Below are 17,077 nucleotides of genomic sequence, written 5' to 3' on the forward strand. Positions count from 1 at the left end.
ATTTTTATTATAGACAAATACTGAATGAAAAAATTGTTTTTAATCAATATATTGGATTGTAATTTATACTTATTTTTATTGAACTTCCCATTGTTTTGATAGATTATAAATTCCCATTAAATATTATTTTATTAGAAAGGAATAACATTGATTTCTGGAAATGTATTAGGCGATATAAGAGCAGAGCACGACTCAAAAATGTTAGAGGCCACATTTTGGGAATCTTCAGATTATAAGTCGTTGTTAGAATCTTACGATCGACCAATTATTGTCGGGAGACGCGGAACAGGAAAAAGTGCTTTAGCGCATATGCTTTCAAAGCACTGGTCCATGAAAAGTAATACTACTGTCATAAAAATAGCTCCAGAAGAAGAACAAATGATTGGTCTAAGAGATATCTTTGAACAATTTGGAGAAAAATATCTACATATAAAAGCTGGCACTAAAATGGCTTGGCGGTATGCAATTTATATGGAAGTTATTACAGATTTAGCTAATCACTATAAGTATAAAAATAACCTTGATACTAATGCCATAAAAGAACATATTATTTCCTGGGGCCCTAAAAGACAAAGTATAGCGACTAAAATAAGAAAAAAACTTAAAGGAATTTATGATAAAAATCAGACTCCCCAGTCACGTATTGCAGATTTATCAGACACTCTAGAATTAGAATTAATCGAAGAAGTTTTGATTGAAGCTATTGAAAAGTCTAAGACTCAATATATTATTTTTGCTGATAAATTAGACGAGGGTTACAGCCCGGATAATCTTGGAGTTGCAATAGTAGATGGTTTTGTTCAAGCAGTAATAGATGTTAAGTCTAGATTAAATGAAAACGTTATCGCTTTTTCTTTCATCCGAGATAATATTTACAGAGCTATAGCGAAATTAGATCCCGATTTTACGAGAAATATAGAAGGACAAACATTAAGATTACATTGGGATGAATATAATTTATTTAACCTTGTCTGTAATCGTATGAGAGTAGCATTCGATACAAATGTTGAAAACAATATAAGGGTATGGAATAGCTTTACCGCGCGAGAACTAAAAGGGAAAGAGGGGTTTCGAGTTGCCTTAAAGCTCACACTTTATAGACCTAGAGATATTCTCGTCTTATTAAATGAAGCTTTCCTACATGCCAACTCTCAAGAACGTAAAGAAATAGTTCTAGAAGACATTGATATAACAGCAAAAACAATTTCCAGTAATAGACTTTCTGATTTACATAAAGAATATGAAATTATATTTCCTGCGCTGGAAGAATTCACAAGCGCATTCCATGGTTTATCGCCGGAAATTCTAGTTGAAAAAGCATTATCTATTGTAAATAAAACACTATCACAAGAAAATTTAGATAAAGAGAAACAGCAGGATTTGTTTATATTTGAGAATGGGAATCAAGTACTTTATAGATTATATAGCGTCGGATTTATTGGAATATACAACGAAAAGTCATCATCTTATGTTTTTTGTCACGATGGAAAAGATCCTGATAGAGATTTTAAGTTAGAAACAAGGCTATTGTTTCATCCGTGTTATTGGTTAGCATTAGGAACATCTCAGTCAGAATTAAAATTAGACGAAGCAGAAGAGATACATGATGAATATGATATAGAGGTAAGTTCAGTTTCTGTTGAGCAAAGAAATCAAAGGATTGGAAGCCTATTGCAAGAGTTATCTGCTATACCAGAAGGAGCAGACGGAGCAAATGATTTTGAAGGATGGTGTTTAAAAGCATTAAAAATAATATTTGCAGGTACTTTAAATAATATAGAAATGCACCCTAATAAGAATGGATTACAACAAAGAGATATCGTTGCAACCAACATGGGTAAGTCTAACCTCTGGAAGAGAATATTTGAAGACTATGGTTCTCGTCAAATAATATTCGAAATTAAAAATTTTAAAGAGCTAAAAGCTGATGCGTATCGCCAAATAAATTCTTATTTATATAATGAATATGGGAAACTTGCGTTTGTGGTTACAAGAGATACAACTAATAATTTGAAAAAACATCGTGAATTAGAATGGGCTAAAGAACTTTACAATGGACATAAGAAAATAGTAATAAAAATATCATCTAACTTTATTGAAAAACATTTAAGTAAAGTTAGAAGCCCCAAAAAACATGATGCAGTAGAAAAAGAATTAAACCACTTGTTAGATACCTATATCAGAAATTACTTCAATGGTAAATGTCGTTAATAATTATGCAATTAATCAAATCATAACTTATAAATTATGATTTTTCATACTTGTTACTCTTAAAAACTTATTAACTAAAAAATGAGCGAAGATGAAGATTATCTCTTCGCTTATAACTTACTATCGGGCCATGTAATACTATTACACCATCGATTCGAGTTAACCTCCTTTAGCTTGTTTCGTTCAACAATCTAGCCCTTTCTATATCAACTGAAATGGAAAGCGTACTACTATCAACTGATGTCAAGTTATCAAAAAGTGATTCAATCTGTTCTAGTTCATATTTTTCATCAAAGTGAAACGATATTGTTCCTTGAAACTCAGCAATATAGAATTCATAAAGATCGCAAATACCTTCACCATTCATACTATCCATATCAACATTTCTATCTTTATCGCGCTCTAACTCTAAGTAATTACCGTAATCACTAATGAAATGTAATGGGGCGCGAGAAGTGAAAGAAACAGCTGCTGTAAACTCGGTCTCAGATATTAGGTAAAAGTTACTTATTGACAAGTTATCTATTGATGCTGCGTCTGGATAATTTATTTCAGCATTGAATATACGAATACCAACTTGGTCTATATTTTCAACAGCCCCATCGGGGATGTATATTTGGCTAATTAATTCATCTTGAGTTCGCAAATAGTTCATAAGCAGTGTAGTTAGTTTGTTACTGCTAAAATACTGTTCGAACTGTGCGTTAGCAAGAAAGTTTTCAATCGTATCAATAGTAAAAAACTCATTGAGTGAATCATAAACCTTCACATTTGGGGCTTTTTTCATGTGCTTTTTGAATGCACCGTCAATCAGAGTAAGATGAACTTCTCCCACATCACTAACTATTTGTTTAATTGTTTGATGAATCATCGAGTCTGGTAGATCTTCACGTTGCTTTAGAGATCTAAAAACACCGTTACCACTGAAATAATCATTAAGAACAGAATAAATATGTTCAGGGTTAAATATGGATATAGTTACTTTTAGTTCATTTACCCAAGTTTGGAATTCAGCCTCAACACGTTCCTCAACTATTTCTTTTAATCTATTCAGCTCTTTTTCTATTTCTTGACTACTACTTTTTAGGTCATTATCAAAATCAATTCTACCTTGTAATTTATTGATATCTCCTTTCATATTATTTAGAGCCTTGGTTATTTCACTAGCTCGTTTAGTAGTAAATTCTCGTTTTACAATTTCAGGAATAAAAAGCCTGACCATGTCATTTTCTATTAGCTTTTTAAGCACTTGCATACGACCAGAGTTTAATCCTTCCTGATGGAGTATATTTGTATCCAGAATTAGGTTTATCATTTATATCCTTTGTCTACACTGATTTTTATGTTAATTGATACTGTATATTTACAACGAAAGAGACTCCTCAAAATCAATAATGAGCTCCTTTCTTTTTGAAGTAGATTAATTTTTCATATGTAACTGGCGTTCAGGTAAACTTAAATAGTCTTGATTTGTGAATTTATTTATATAATCAAGCTAATACTGAGACGTATATGAGAAAACTTCTTCAATCAATGAGGTCAAAGATAGCTGATATGATTACCCCGCCCTACATATTTAAATTTATAAGTCCTAATCACTAATCATCAAAGCCCGATATTCATCATAAGCAAACTGATCAGTCATGCCGCTGATGTAATCTTGAAGTAAGCGACAGCGATAATAATATTCATCTTCGTCGGTACTATTTTCATTGATGACATCGTCATAGGCGCGTAAGTGTTTGTTTGGCAGTTTTTTGAATAATCGTTTATGGAGTAATCCAGCTGATTTCTTTTGCTGTCTTACGTCTTCAAAGTCAGCTCTATTTAACGACAACAATGGTTTATAGGTATCTAATAAGCCAGAAATTATCTTATAGCCTTGTAACTCTCTCGCTTCGACTTCTTTGTCGCAAAATACATGTTTTTTAGCAACGCGCTGTTAGGTTTCACTGATAGCGTTTTCAATGCTTTTATCTTCTAGCAACGCCTCATTAAATGAGCCGTCATATATCTCATTAATATTCGATACAAAACGCTCAGTAGCATGTTTAGCTAGCGGGTGAAGTACGCCAACTCTTAGGGATATAAAAAACTCGCTGATCTGACACATCCCGTTTTCGTTGTATTTTTCTAGTGCTTTTTCGATGATTTTTGAAAACTTCTGATCATATATATTCAAACCAAACTCGCGCAGTATCGATTCAGATTCTTCCTTCAACAAAGCGCACAGTTTCTCTACGTCTAAAATGTCTTTTTCAACGGCGTCTTCAATATCAGCAATGCAATATGAAATATCATCAGCGGCTTCCATGATGTAAGAAACGGGATGCCTGCAACCTACTTGCATATCGAGGGATTGGCATAGTTCTTCGACATAGGCTTTTTCGCTGTGGTAATAACCGACCTTCTTTTTCAAATAATCGAATTTGTCGCCTTTCTTAGGTTTTAACTCTGTGCCACAGCGTGTGTATTTTAGAATTCCCGCAACCTGAGAATAGGTTAGGTTCAATTGGAGTAACGAATGAATTAGCCGAATAGCTTGGGCATTACCTTCAAAATGGCAGATATCTCGTGTCAGTTCGTCACTTATTGATAGTTTTATCTCTCGATCGCCTTCCTTAATTGTTGGCAACATCGAATCAAAATTTTGTTCAAACCAATCGTTAATCGCCTGCTCACCAAAGTGGCCAAATGGTGGGTTGCCAACGTCATGTAACAAGCATGACATTTCAACGATACTTTCAAGGCAACGTTCTAAGCCGTAGAGTCTATATTTATCTAATTGCTCATCACTCAATGTCTTAAACATCTTTTGAACAATGAAGCGGCCAACTTGTTGTACTTCTAATGAGTGGGTCAAACGACTGCGTACAGCGGAATTTCGTTCAAGGGGGAATACTTGTGTTTTTTGCTGTAGCCGACGCACAGCGGCAGAATTAATAATTCGTCCTCTGTCACTTTCAAAAGCTAATAACAAATTATCTAGCGACGTATAGTTCTTTGAACTTCTTACACGCTTACTTGTAATTTTCCTTGAAAAATCAATCATCAAACTCATCCCTGTTCATTAATTACTATGCAAGACTATCAGCCTTCAAATAAAACACAATAGATATTATTGCGATTCAATCATATCAAAGGGATAAAAGACTAAGGTGATACAAATCAAGTATTTCCTTACTTTGTCTCCTGCTTTGCCTCTTGTTTGATGAATAAAGAAAAGTAATCAAACCACACCATCAACAATCGCCTCTAAGCACAGCTTTACTCGCGATGGTCTAGTGGGGATTTGTGGATACACAAGGTACAAGTCTCGATGCTCTGACTCTTGGTTAGGGAGCAATGCCACTAACTCGCCTGATGTTAGCTCATCTTTGATCATGTACTCCGGTAATCGGGCGATGCCGTGGTGATTTAGCGCGGCCTTTTTTAATAAGTCATTATCAGACGCAGTGAATTTGCCTGACAAGTCAATACGTTCGGTTTTACCTGCATTACTAAACGTCCAAAACTGCCAATGGGCGAGTACTAAACACTTATGTTGTTGTAGTTCTTGCGGCGTTGCAGGTTCGCCGTGTTGTGCGAGGAATGTGGGTGTCGCGCAGCAAACGTATTTAAAGCGCATCAACTTTTTGGCAATCATATCTTGTGGCGGTGTGTTGGTGATGCGCACGGCAAAATCAAAATCATCGGCTACTAAATTGTGAGTGGTGTTTGAGGAATCGACCCAAATATTGATATCGCTGTGTTTGCTCATGATGTCATTAAAAATCGGCCACAACACGTGCGCACTCAAGCCAACTGGCGCAGTGCATTTTACAGTGCCTACTAGACCATCCTCACCGTGTTGCAGTAGTGATTGAGTTTCTTGCAAAAAGGTCGGCAGTTTACTCGCTTGCTTAAACAGGATTTCACCCGCCGAAGTCAGCCGCATTGTTCGTGTATTTCGCACTAACAACTGCTTGTTGGTTTCCGCTTCGAGCTTTTTGATTTGTGTCGATAAATACCCTTTAGAAACACCCAATAAATCAGCGGCTTTGGTGTAACTGCCCTGCTTTACCACTTCGCAAAACAAGCACATGCGCTCTAAATTCATAATCCACCTATGTTCATTCAACCGCACTACTCTACCTCATTGTTCTTATATGTGAACAATGTTTTTTTGGCTGTTGGTTGTTCAGCAGCAGGAAGTTGCAACAATGAAGGGATTACTATAATTACAACACCATTGGAAATTAGTTATGTTTCTTAACCACTTATCTAAAAAATGTGTCTCGGTAGCACTGACGTTGAGCTTGTTCAGCGCCACAGCTGTTGCCAAAAACACCACGACAACAGATCCTTATCAACCAGCGCCATACGTCGAATTGCAGCATCCCGAATGGTCTAAAAATGCCACCATTTACGAAGTGAACATTCGTCAATACACCAAAGAAGGCACCTTCAATGCGTTTGCTAAACACCTACCGCGTTTAAAAGATTTAGGTGTCGATATTCTGTGGTTAATGCCTATTCATCCTATCGGTGAGAAAAACAGAAAAGGCGGCAAAGGCAGCTATTACGCAGTTAAGGATTATCGTGCAGTAAATCCTGAATTCGGTACGCTGGATGATTTAAAAGCCTTAGTAAAACAAGCGCACGACATGGGCATGTATGTGATTTTAGATTGGGTGGCGAATCACTCGGCGTGGGATAACCCGCTGACAGTATCGAACCCTGAGTGGTACACCAAGGATCACAACGGCAATTTCCAACCAACGCCGTGGTGGGATTGGTCGGATATTATCGACTTTGATTACGAGCAACCGGGCATTCGCAAATACATGACCGAATCGCTAAAATACTGGGTGAAAGAAGCCGATATCGACGGTTACCGCGCTGATGTTGCTGGCTTTATTCCAACAAACTTTTGGGATAACGCCCGTCGTGAACTAGATGAAATCAAACCTGTATTTATGTTGGCGGAATGGGACGCTCGCGATCTGCATAAGAAAGCGTTCGATATGACCTACGCATGGAAACTGCACGACACCTTGCACGATGTCGCCAAAGGCCATAAAGACGCCTCAGGTGTTTACCTCCACTTTGCCCACGCGTTAAGTGCATGGCCTGACAACGCCATCAAAATGAACTTTGTTGATAACCACGACAAAAACTCGTGGGAAAAAACCATGTTCGATCGCTTTGGCGACCACCTAGAAATGAGCATTGTACTAACGGTCACTGCCGAAGGGATGCCATTGCTCTACAGCGGTCAAGAAGCGGGGTTAGACAAGGTACTAGCCTTCTTTGAAAAAGACGAAATCAAATGGCGTAAGCACCCAATTGGCGATTTGTACAAATCGTTATTCAAGCTTAAGCACGAGAACCAAGCGCTGTGGAATGGCAACTGGGGCGGCAAGATGATCCCTGTGCCAAACAGCAATCCGAAAAACGTGTTCTCATTCGCTCGTAAAAAAGCCGATGACAAGGTCTTCGCAGTGTTTAACTTCTCAGATAAGGCACAAACTGCGACTTTCAACGAAAACATCCAACATGGTGATTACGTTGAGTGGTTTAGCAAAGAGAAGAAATCGTTCGGCCCCAAAACCAGCGATACCATAGCACCATTTGGCTATAAGGTTTATGTGAAAGTGAAGTAGTTTTACAGCCTTAAAAGGAACATTAAAAAAGCGAGTGTCGGTTTGGCACTCGCCTTTATTTTGTATATTTCACGCCCTAACTCTCGTTAAAACCAACAACACTATAGTTCTCAATTTAAATTTTATGGCTGTCCAAAAATAAATCATTAATTAATTTCACGTTAAAAACGTAAATTAATCATCAAATGATATATAACAATTGGCTTATGAGCTCTGTACCTTACTTCCTTATAAAAGTTTAAAGTCTGTGAACTTTGTACAGTTTGAATGTTATCGCCTTTCGTGGTCGATTTTTCAAACCCCTTATAATCTCGGACTTTTGTATCATCATAGTATTTATCACAAAGACCTATAAAATCTGATACATCGCAATAAGCAATAATGAACACTGGGCTAAGACACTCTTGATCATATCCAGCGATTTTATTTAAATGACTCTCTATAACTGTTGTATCATTTGAGAAAAGACGAAATGCCTCCATTATTGCAATACGCTCGTTGTTATTACCACAGAGGAAAAAATCTATTTCACCGGGGTTCTGACTATTAGGCGAACGTCCACCTCGTTTTTGGTCTCTACAACTTAAGCCTATATAAGATAGTCTATGGTCAAATAATGAAGTCACCCAGTCATTAATAGGGTCCTCATTTATTATTCGATGAGAATCTTGGCTACCACTTTTATCAGTTGTCTTATTTAGGTTACTTTTCCTAAGCTGTATTTCTCCAATTATCGAACTTAATTGTTCATATAGAAAACTATCTATTGTCGAGTTAGCCCCTTCAATTATAGTTACTATATCAGCCAATTTCTGTGACTTTATTTCACTATACCTCTGCCTTAACTCATCGACAGATCTCGGTTGATTCGCTAACATATTGGTCAAAGCAGATGCATGTTTCGGCTCTATATCTTTAACAATTAGAGCCTCTAATTCAAGTAGTTGCTGATCAGCTTCTTCGCCTAAGGAAGTTACGTTGTGGTAATTTTTTAGCTTTTCGTAGATTGACTGAGCCACATAGTGCTGTCCTCTTTGCTTAAGTGAAGAGCAATAAGAAGTGACGATAGAAACATTGTGGTGTTGGCTTTTAGACAATCTATTCCAAAGTACATCAACCCCTCTAAAGTCATTGATTTTATTTAAACAATAAAGCCAATTTGAAATTATATTGAAATCGATCTCATGTGCATTTACACCACTTGCAGACTCTAGCCATTCACTTAATGCTTTTTTATAGTCAGCTTTGGTGGTTTCAAGATTACTATCTAAATACTTCAACTTTGATGCAAAGCGATTACCAGCAATATCATGAGTTCTCAATTCTCTATATAGTCCATCGAAATACTTATAAGCAGCTTCAGGGTTTGTGCTATAGAGAATTAAGGCAGTAATTTGCTTTTGAAAACGCTCACAATTTGTGGTCAACTCTTGCCTTACATGATGCGTGTCCTCCCCCTCAAATGGAAGGACAGCCTTTCTAAGGCTGTCTAATTTATTTTCATCGCTCAAGCTTTCATCTTTACTAATGAGCAATAATCCAACTTTAAACTCATATGCACTCCAATCATCTTTAAGCTTAGAAATATTAGCTGTAGATAACCTCTTATTTATGTAGCTATTGCTATCCGATAGTAAAGAAAGTCCCTTGTCCAGCATAATCTTTGCTGTATCAACTTGACCTACACGACATGCAAAATCCAATGACTTTTCAAGTGCTATAATATTTAAGTTTTCTAGAGCGTTATCTGAAGAAGCATCCTTTACATACTGTAGCAATTGAAATTTCCGAGATTCTCTTTTTAAATTAATATATAACTCTAGTATCTTATTTAGTGGGGCTTCATCTCTAAGAACCGAAATAACTCTATCGAACTCTTCATCATTTAAGTATTCTACAAATAGAGTAAACTGTTGCCATAACAGGTAGTCATATTGAGATTCAAAATCAAAAATCCCATGAAAATCCACCTCTCCATCGAGAAAACCACAACACTCCAATAGACTAAGGATCTTCAAGATAATTTTTGAATTGCACGAATCATTTCGACTATCACTATGTAGACCTATTAGCAGTTGAAAATAACTTCGTACAATATTTTTATTTTGATACCCCAACTCATCAGAACTGGAAAGCTTAAGACTCCACTGAGCAGGCTTTCTAATAAGTTGTAAATAATCAGAAATATACTTACTATCAATCCGCCACCAAGGCAGAAATTCAAACAATTTGTAAGCGTTAATTCTGTGATCTTTATTATCAACATTACGTTCAAAACATTCGCAATATAATTTTGTGATCAAAACTTGCGTCTTGTTCGATATTTCTTCACCTTCTGATAGATTTAAATCTTGAGCTACCTCTAGCAACCAAAAAAGTAGATAAAATTTCCAAACTGACAGACATCGTTCAGCTCCCGATTTGTCATTTTCAATACTTGACAATAAGCAATCCGAAATTGCTGATATTTGCTCTAAATTAAATTTACTCTTTAATATATCTAAGCAATCTTTTCTCGAATTAGATTCTCCTGCATAGCTGTCACGAATTGCCCCCTTTGCCATTAATATAAGTAACTCAACAATATCATCAGCAGACTCAACATCCTTATCGACTCCCCCATTTTTAAAATAATTCTTGAAATACACTTCCAAAAACTCATCGCAAACAACTGGAAAGTACTCTAGATGATAAGATTCCAACTCTTTATGAGTTAAATTGAGTCGGTAGTTTAAAGAGCTATTGCCGAAGAGGTATAACGCAATTGTCGCAGTCTCTTTTTTTGTTAGGAGATACAATAAATACTTAACTTCGCTATAGTGAAGTCCCTCACTTAGCATCATGAATCTTAGCTCATGACTTCTCTGTGACTTTTCAAAGAGCCTATCTAGTCTCCCATAGCTATTTATACTAGAGCTACTGACATAAATGTCTGAATTAATAATCTCTCCCAAAGGACTTGAATAAAAGTTACCCGAATCACCTTCATTAAAGCGACACCGATATAATTCATCACAAAAAGCTAAATTAGAACTGGGGGCAGGATTACCATTTGAGAAAAAGCTGCGCTCTACATCAACTAACTTTTTGGGATTTATTGTTTCTTTATAAGAATTTTTGGTAGCTGAATCAGGGGAAGTAAAATTAATTTGCACGCGATGTTCTGAGCGAATATCTAAAAACATTCCTCTGATATCAGAAGAGCATAACCATTTATTTTCTAAAACCAATTTAGGTTGCTTTAATTGTTCATCAGAATCGATCAAATATTCAAAGAATTCTAAATAAACCTTTTTATGGAAGCGATTTACAAAAGAAAAGTTAATTTGACTCAAGTAGTTATCAGAATAAACACGACATATTAACAGCCATTTTTTCATTAGAATTAGTTGCTGTTCATTTAAATTCACACTACAGCTGCCTTCCTCTTCCTCCTCTAAAGCAAGCTGCTTAATCAGTCCTTCCCATAAATACTCTGCTATTAAATTATCAAAGTTACACTCCAAAGCATCTAAATGGTAAAAATCGTTTTCTTCTTTAAACTCTGTTGTGATTAAAGGCAATGATCTATCCGATAAAATCGATTCTGCTTTTTTCTTGTCTATTTTAAAGTAGGGTTTAACAAAGCTTTCCCAGCCAAATATAATATTACGGAGTAACGCTACAGCCTCAAACAACGGTTTACATGATTCGTCAACCTCACCTATATCGGGTAGATTCCTGACATGTACTTGGCAGTAATTAGCATAAAAAGTTACTGCACCTAATTTTTCCAATGTCGACAATTCTACATTTAAATCTCTTTTGTATTCTTCACCATTGTCCTTAGGCCAAGCTAGTTTCCCAGATAATAGCTGAGCTACATTTTCCCTATTTAATTCTGGAGTTGCTATATTTGAGTTTAAGAGAAGTTCAGCGATGACTTTACTTTTCAAAGCCGAATCAAAATTTGACAGATATTCTTTATTTCGCTCAGTATGTTCTTCCCTAAATAATCTTAAAATTATTCCTATATTTTCTGAGTAATACATTGCCTTCCTTCTTATTAATTATATAGCTGCAGTGATCAAGTTAAACTGGCCACTTTTTAGAGTTTTTTAAATTTTCGTGCCCCTTAAGCTTTCTTTGAAGGAAATTCACTTTGGCTTTTGGGAAAGGTGTATCCAATATTTCTAACACGTTTTTTACCTCCCCAAATTCCACTACCGCCAACATCAACGAGGTATCCCCTTTAATTGGAGATATCTCTTCGTCATTCACGTCAGCACCACTTTCAATAAAAAGCAGCGCTATAGAGCTTAACTAAGTAATTTGAAAAATTCTTCGATTTATTCAAGTTGAAGCTTTAATCTCATTTCTGTTGAAATTAGATGATAGTCTTAAATTTCCCTTTGAAAATTATAGTGTTGTTGGTTTATGTATACCAGAAGCACCGAAAAATAGATGAAATAAATCAATAACTAGCCAACACATTCAATCAAACAAAAAAGCGAGTCCCACTTTCATGGCACTCGCTTTTATTTTGTCTGTTTGGCGGCTCTAACATCAGTTAAAACCGCAGAGTAACTAATTACTCTTCAATGTACTCATCAATTGGTACACAAGAACAATGTAGGTTACGGTCACCGAATACGTCATCGATACGGTTAACTGTTGGCCAGAACTTGTTAGCGCGTACTTCGGCTGTTGGGAATACAGCAAGTTCGCGGTCGTAAGCGCGGTTCCAGTTAGCGTCCATTACGTCGTCCATCGTGTGTGGTGCGTTGTGTAATGGGTTGTCAGTGTCAGTCCATTCACCTGATTCTACTTTAGCGATTTCGGCGCGGATAGCGATTAGGGCATCGGCTAAACGGTCGATTTCTACTTTAGACTCAGATTCAGTTGGCTCAATCATTAATGTGCCAGCTACTGGGAATGACATGGTTGGTGCGTGGAAACCGTAGTCGTTAAGACGCTTAGCAATGTCCATTTCTGTTACGCCACAAGCTTCTTTGATTGGACGTAGGTCAACGATACATTCGTGTGCTACGTAGCCATCGCGGCCGGTGAATAGAATTGGGTAGTGCTCGCTTAAACGGTTCTTCAAGTAGTTGGCGTTTAAGATGGCCATTTGCGTTGAACGACGTAAACCTTCGTTACCTAGCATTGCAATGTACATGTATGTGATTGGTAGGATGCTTGCGCTACCGTATTGCGCCGCAGAAACTGCGCCGTTACCTGATTCAGGACCTTCTAAATCAACAACACTGTGGTTTGCAACAAATGGTGCTAGGTGAGATTTAACACCAATTGGCCCCATACCTGGGCCACCGCCACCGTGTGGGATAGCGAATGTTTTGTGCAAGTTAAGGTGCGATACGTCTGCGCCAATGCTGCCTGGTGAAGTTAAACCAACTTGTGCGTTCATGTTCGCACCGTCTAGGTATACTTGACCGCCGTTGGCGTGGATGATGTCACAAATCTCGCCGATGGTTTCTTCGTATACACCGTGCGTCGATGGGTAAGTGATCATGATGCACGATAGGTTGTCTTTTAGCTCTTCTGCTTTAGCGCGTAAATCGTCGATGTCTACGTTACCATCGCTGTCACAAGCTGTAACAACAACTTTTTGACCAGCCATTTGTGCAGAAGCTGGGTTAGTACCGTGTGCTGATGCAGGGATCAGACAGATGTTACGGTGCGCGTCACCACGGCTCTCGTGGTATTTTTGAATCGCAAGCAGACCAGCGTATTCACCTTGAGCACCTGAGTTTGGTTGCATACATACCGCGTCGTAACCTGTGATGTTTACTAACCATGCTGATAACTCTTCAATCATCGCCACGTAACCTTTTGCTTGGTCTTGCGGGCAGAATGGGTGCATATTGGCGAATTCGTTCCAGCTAACAGGCAGCATTTCGCTGGCCGCGTTTAGCTTCATGGTACAAGAACCAAGGCTGATCATTGAGTGGTTTAGGGCTAAATCTTTGCCTTCTAGGCGACGGATGTAGCGCATCATTTCAGTTTCACTGTGGTACTTGTTGAATACTGGGTGAGTTAAGTATTCAGACGTACGAACAAGGCTGTCGCTGTATGAGTTGCCAGCAACTTCGCTGTCTAATGCAGCAACGTTTAGGCCGTGACCTTCACCTAAGATGATGTCGAATAACTGTGCAACGTCTTCACGAGTTGTTGTTTCGTCAAGGGCGATACCGATTTGACCAGCTAGGTCGCGACGGAAGTTAACGCCAGCTTTTACGCCGTTTTCGATGATGCTGTCTTTGTCTTCACCAACGTTTAACGTGATGGTATCGAACCAAGTGTCGTTCGCTAGTTCAGCGCCTTTGGCTGTTAAACCGTTTGCAAGGATAGTAGTTAGGCGGTTGATGCGAGTTGCAATGTTTTTCAGGCCTTTAGGACCGTGGTAAACCGCGTAGAACGATGCCATGTTGGCTAGTAGCACCTGTGCAGTACAGATGTTTGAGTTAGCTTTTTCGCGGCGGATGTGTTGCTCGCGCGTTTGCATTGCCATACGTAGTGCTGGACGACCGCGAGTATCTTTAGATACACCGATGATACGACCCGGCATAGAGCGCTTATGCTTGTCGCGTGTTGCGAAGAATGCAGCGTGTGGACCACCAAAGCCCATTGGCACACCAAAGCGTTGGCTGTTACCAAATACTACGTCTGCGCCCATTTCGCCCGGCGCTTTAAGTACTGTTAGTGCCATTAGATCAGAAGCAACAGTTACAACCGCTTTCTTAGCTTGTAGATCGGCAATTAACTGCTCGATGTCGTCAACGTGACCAGTTGAACCTGGGTAGCTTAACATTGCACCGAAGATATCGTGGTTTACTGCGTCTTGTGCAGGGCCAACAACGATGTCGAAACCGAATTTTTCAGCACGTGTTTTAACAACATCTAACGTTTGTGGGTGAATTGAATCACTAACGAAGAAGGTGTCTGATTTTTTGTTTTTTGAAACGCGCTTAGCAAGACCCATCGCCTCGGCACCAGCAGTTGCTTCGTCAAGTAGTGACGCGCTCGCTAGGTCTAAACCTGTTAGGTCGATAGTTAGCTGTTGGAAGTTAAGAATAGCTTCTAAACGACCTTGAGCGATTTCTGGTTGGTATGGCGTGTAAGCCGTGTACCAGCCTGGATTTTCTAATACATTGCGCAAGATAACACTTGGTACGTGTGTGTTGCTGTAACCCATACCAATGTAGCTTTTTAGTACTTGGTTTTGCTCAGCCATGCCGCGAAGGTGTGCTAGTGCTTCAACTTCAGTTTTTGACTCACCGATAGTTAGGTTGTCAGTTAGTAAAATCGATTCTGGAACGATTTTTTGCGTCATGTCTGTTAGTGATTCTGCGCCAATGGCTGCAAGCATTTCACTTTGTTGTGCTTCATCTGGGCCAATGTGGCGTGCGATGAACTCTTGCTTGTTTTCTAATTCGGTTAACGTTGGTAAACGAGTCATGAGGATTCTCTACAAAATATTACTAATTCAACCACTTAACATTTTAAGCGGCTAGAAAGAACAAAGCCCCTTAACGCAATGTTAAGAGGCTTACTCGATAATCAGTGATTATTCTTCTTCGATTGAAGCAGCGTAACCTTCTGCATCTAGTAGGTTATCTAATTCAGAAGCATCGTCTGCTTTGATTTTGAATAACCAGCCGTCGTTGAATGCGTCAGAGTTAACTAGCTCAGGGCTGTCTTCTAACTCTTCGTTTACTTCAACAATTTCGCCACCGATTGGTGCGTAGATGTCAGAAGCAGCTTTTACAGATTCTGCTACAGCAGCGTCTTCGCCCGCGTCGAACGTGTCGCCAACGTCTGGTAAGTCAACAAATACCATGTCGCCTAATAGACCTTGTGCGTGCTCGGTGATACCTACAGTGAAAACACCGTCGCCTTCGTCACGAACCCACTCGTGTGAAGAAGCGTATTTTAGTTCTGCTGGGATATTGCTCATGAGTTTATCCTTTAATAATTTAGTTAAGCAGCGATTTAGAAATCGCCACTATTGTAATTTAAGTCGTTCCTAAATGTCATCGAAAATGTTCACTTTGGAAACATATCGGATGTTAGGAAATTAGTTCTTGATCTGAATTAAAAAGTTTTCTTGCCGTTGCGAACGAAACCAGGCTTAACCACTTTTACATCAACGAATTTTTTACGCATTTCAACTTGTGCTACTTCACCAATTGAGCGTGGTACACGCGCGATTGCGATTGAGTGACCCAAGGTTGGTGAGAATGTACCAGAAGTGATTACACCTTCTTGGTCATTGCCTTCGCTGTCTTTAAATACCACTTTTAAACCAGTGCGTAACACGCCCTTCTCTTCTAGTAGTAAACCAACTTGCTTGTGAAGTTTGCCAGACGCTTTTTGCTCTACTAATGCGCTGCGACCGATGAAATCACGCTCTTCTGGATCCCATGCGATAGTCCATGCCATGTTTGCGGCTAGTGGCGACACTTCTTCGTCCATGTCTAGGCCGTATAAGTTCATTCCAGCTTCTAAACGCAGCGTATCACGCGCGCCTAAACCACAAGGGCGAACATCAACGTCTAATAGTTTTTGCCATAAGTCAGCAGCTTTTTCTTGAGGAACGATAATTTCGTAACCATTCTCACCTGTGTAACCAGTAGTCGCGATGAAGTAGTCACCTGACTCAACAGACATAAATGGCTTCATGCCTTCAACTAGTGAGTTTTGCTCGTCGTTAAATACCTTACCCGCTTTTTCTTTAGCGTTAGGACCTTGAACAGCGATCATCGCTAGCTCTGGTAATTCAGTTACTGTTACTTCATAACCAGCAGATTGCTTGTTGATCCAAGCCATGTCTTTTACGCGCGTTGCTGAGTTAACAACTAGACGGTAGTAGTCTTCTGTAATGTAGTAAGTGATCAAATCATCAATTACGCCACCAGCTTCGTTTAACATGCCGCCGTACATCGCTTTACCTTCAACGGTTAGCTTGGCAACGTCATTTGCTAGTAGTTTTTGTAAAAATGTTTTCGCACCTGCGCCTTTGATATCAACAACGGTCATGTGTGACACGTCGAACATACCAGCATCTTGACGAACCGCGTGGTGCTCTTCAATTTGAGAACCATAGTTGATTGGCATATCCCAACCGTGAAAATCAACCATCTTAGCGCCAGCTTCGATGTGCTTATCAAATAAAACTGTTTGTTCTGCCATTAGAGATCCTCAAGCATATCTAGGTGTTA

General features: G+C 38.7%; 9 protein-coding genes and 1 pseudogene. 2 read left to right on the plus strand and 8 right to left on the minus strand.

All coding sequences use genetic code 11. The annotated features are described in order from the left end of the window. Nucleotides 1-147: 147 nt before the first annotated feature. The gene (locus MHM98_RS03415; protein ID WP_239437837.1) at nucleotides 148-2,211 is read left to right on the plus strand and encodes an ATP-binding protein; all 2,064 of its coding nucleotides are present in this window, start codon (nucleotides 148-150) and stop codon (nucleotides 2,209-2,211) included. A gap of 169 nt (nucleotides 2,212-2,380) precedes the next feature. Here the strand turns inward: MHM98_RS03415 and MHM98_RS03420 are convergent, their stop codons facing one another. From MHM98_RS03420 to MHM98_RS03430, 3 genes and pseudogenes are all read right to left on the minus strand, one after another. Then, a complete protein-coding gene (locus MHM98_RS03420; protein ID WP_239437838.1) occupies nucleotides 2,381-3,526 on the minus strand; it encodes a PIN domain-containing protein in 1,146 nt (381 codons plus the stop codon). 276 nt (nucleotides 3,527-3,802) lie between these two features. Continuing rightward, nucleotides 3,803-5,263: pseudogene (gene dgt, locus MHM98_RS03425) on the minus strand (dGTPase). A 177-nt stretch (nucleotides 5,264-5,440) separates the two neighbouring features. Then, nucleotides 5,441-6,310: a LysR family transcriptional regulator gene (locus tag MHM98_RS03430; protein WP_239437839.1), complete on the minus strand. Its 870-nt coding sequence runs from the start codon at nucleotides 6,308-6,310 to the stop codon at nucleotides 5,441-5,443. Nucleotides 6,311-6,455: 145 nt separating this feature from the next. Here MHM98_RS03430 and MHM98_RS03435 point away from each other — a divergent pair, with 145 nt between their 5' ends. Beyond that, entirely contained in the window at nucleotides 6,456-7,856 is a 1,401-nt protein-coding gene (locus tag MHM98_RS03435; RefSeq protein ID WP_239437840.1) for an alpha-amylase family glycosyl hydrolase, read from the plus strand. A 161-nt stretch (nucleotides 7,857-8,017) separates the two neighbouring features. On the opposite strand, the gene MHM98_RS03440 is transcribed toward MHM98_RS03435, so the two are convergent. The 5 genes from MHM98_RS03440 to gcvT all read right to left on the minus strand — a co-directional run bounded on the left by MHM98_RS03440 (nucleotide 8,018) and on the right by gcvT (nucleotide 17,048). Next, a complete protein-coding gene (locus MHM98_RS03440) occupies nucleotides 8,018-11,887 on the minus strand; it encodes a hypothetical protein (RefSeq protein ID WP_239437841.1) in 3,870 nt (1,289 codons plus the stop codon). Nucleotides 11,888-11,927: 40 nt separating this feature from the next. Continuing rightward, on the minus strand, nucleotides 11,928-12,116 hold the full coding sequence (locus tag MHM98_RS03445) for a hypothetical protein (RefSeq protein ID WP_239437842.1): 189 nt from the start codon (nucleotides 12,114-12,116) through the stop codon (nucleotides 11,928-11,930). Between the two features lie 310 nt (nucleotides 12,117-12,426). After that, complete coding sequence (gene gcvP / locus MHM98_RS03450; RefSeq protein ID WP_239437843.1) at nucleotides 12,427-15,315, minus strand: aminomethyl-transferring glycine dehydrogenase; 2,889 nt, start codon at nucleotides 15,313-15,315, stop codon at nucleotides 12,427-12,429. Between the two features lie 108 nt (nucleotides 15,316-15,423). Next, nucleotides 15,424-15,813, minus strand: coding sequence for a glycine cleavage system protein GcvH (gene gcvH, locus MHM98_RS03455; RefSeq protein WP_239437844.1), 390 nt, complete (start codon nucleotides 15,811-15,813; stop codon nucleotides 15,424-15,426). Between the two features lie 137 nt (nucleotides 15,814-15,950). Then, nucleotides 15,951-17,048, minus strand: coding sequence for a glycine cleavage system aminomethyltransferase GcvT (gene gcvT / locus MHM98_RS03460; protein WP_239437845.1), 1,098 nt, complete (start codon nucleotides 17,046-17,048; stop codon nucleotides 15,951-15,953). Between the last annotated feature and the right edge of the window lie 29 nt (nucleotides 17,049-17,077).

Source organism: Psychrobium sp. MM17-31 (genome assembly GCF_022347785.1).
GTDB lineage: Bacteria > Pseudomonadota > Gammaproteobacteria > Enterobacterales > Psychrobiaceae > Psychrobium.

What these genes read in the sequence shown, in the direction of transcription:
- gcvT (WP_239437845.1), bottom strand. Translation starts at nt 17,048, where the DNA reads ATGGCAGAACAAACAGTTTTATTTGATAAGCACATCGAAGCTGGCGCT.
- MHM98_RS03440 (WP_239437841.1), bottom strand. Translation starts at nt 11,887, where the DNA reads ATGTATTACTCAGAAAATATAGGAATAATTTTAAGATTATTTAGGGAA.
- MHM98_RS03430 (WP_239437839.1), bottom strand. Translation starts at nt 6,310, where the DNA reads ATGAATTTAGAGCGCATGTGCTTGTTTTGCGAAGTGGTAAAGCAGGGC.
- MHM98_RS03435 (WP_239437840.1), top strand. Translation starts at nt 6,456, where the DNA reads ATGTTTCTTAACCACTTATCTAAAAAATGTGTCTCGGTAGCACTGACG.
- gcvH (WP_239437844.1), bottom strand. Translation starts at nt 15,813, where the DNA reads ATGAGCAATATCCCAGCAGAACTAAAATACGCTTCTTCACACGAGTGG.
- MHM98_RS03420 (WP_239437838.1), bottom strand. Translation starts at nt 3,526, where the DNA reads ATGATAAACCTAATTCTGGATACAAATATACTCCATCAGGAAGGATTA.
- gcvP (WP_239437843.1), bottom strand. Translation starts at nt 15,315, where the DNA reads ATGACTCGTTTACCAACGTTAACCGAATTAGAAAACAAGCAAGAGTTC.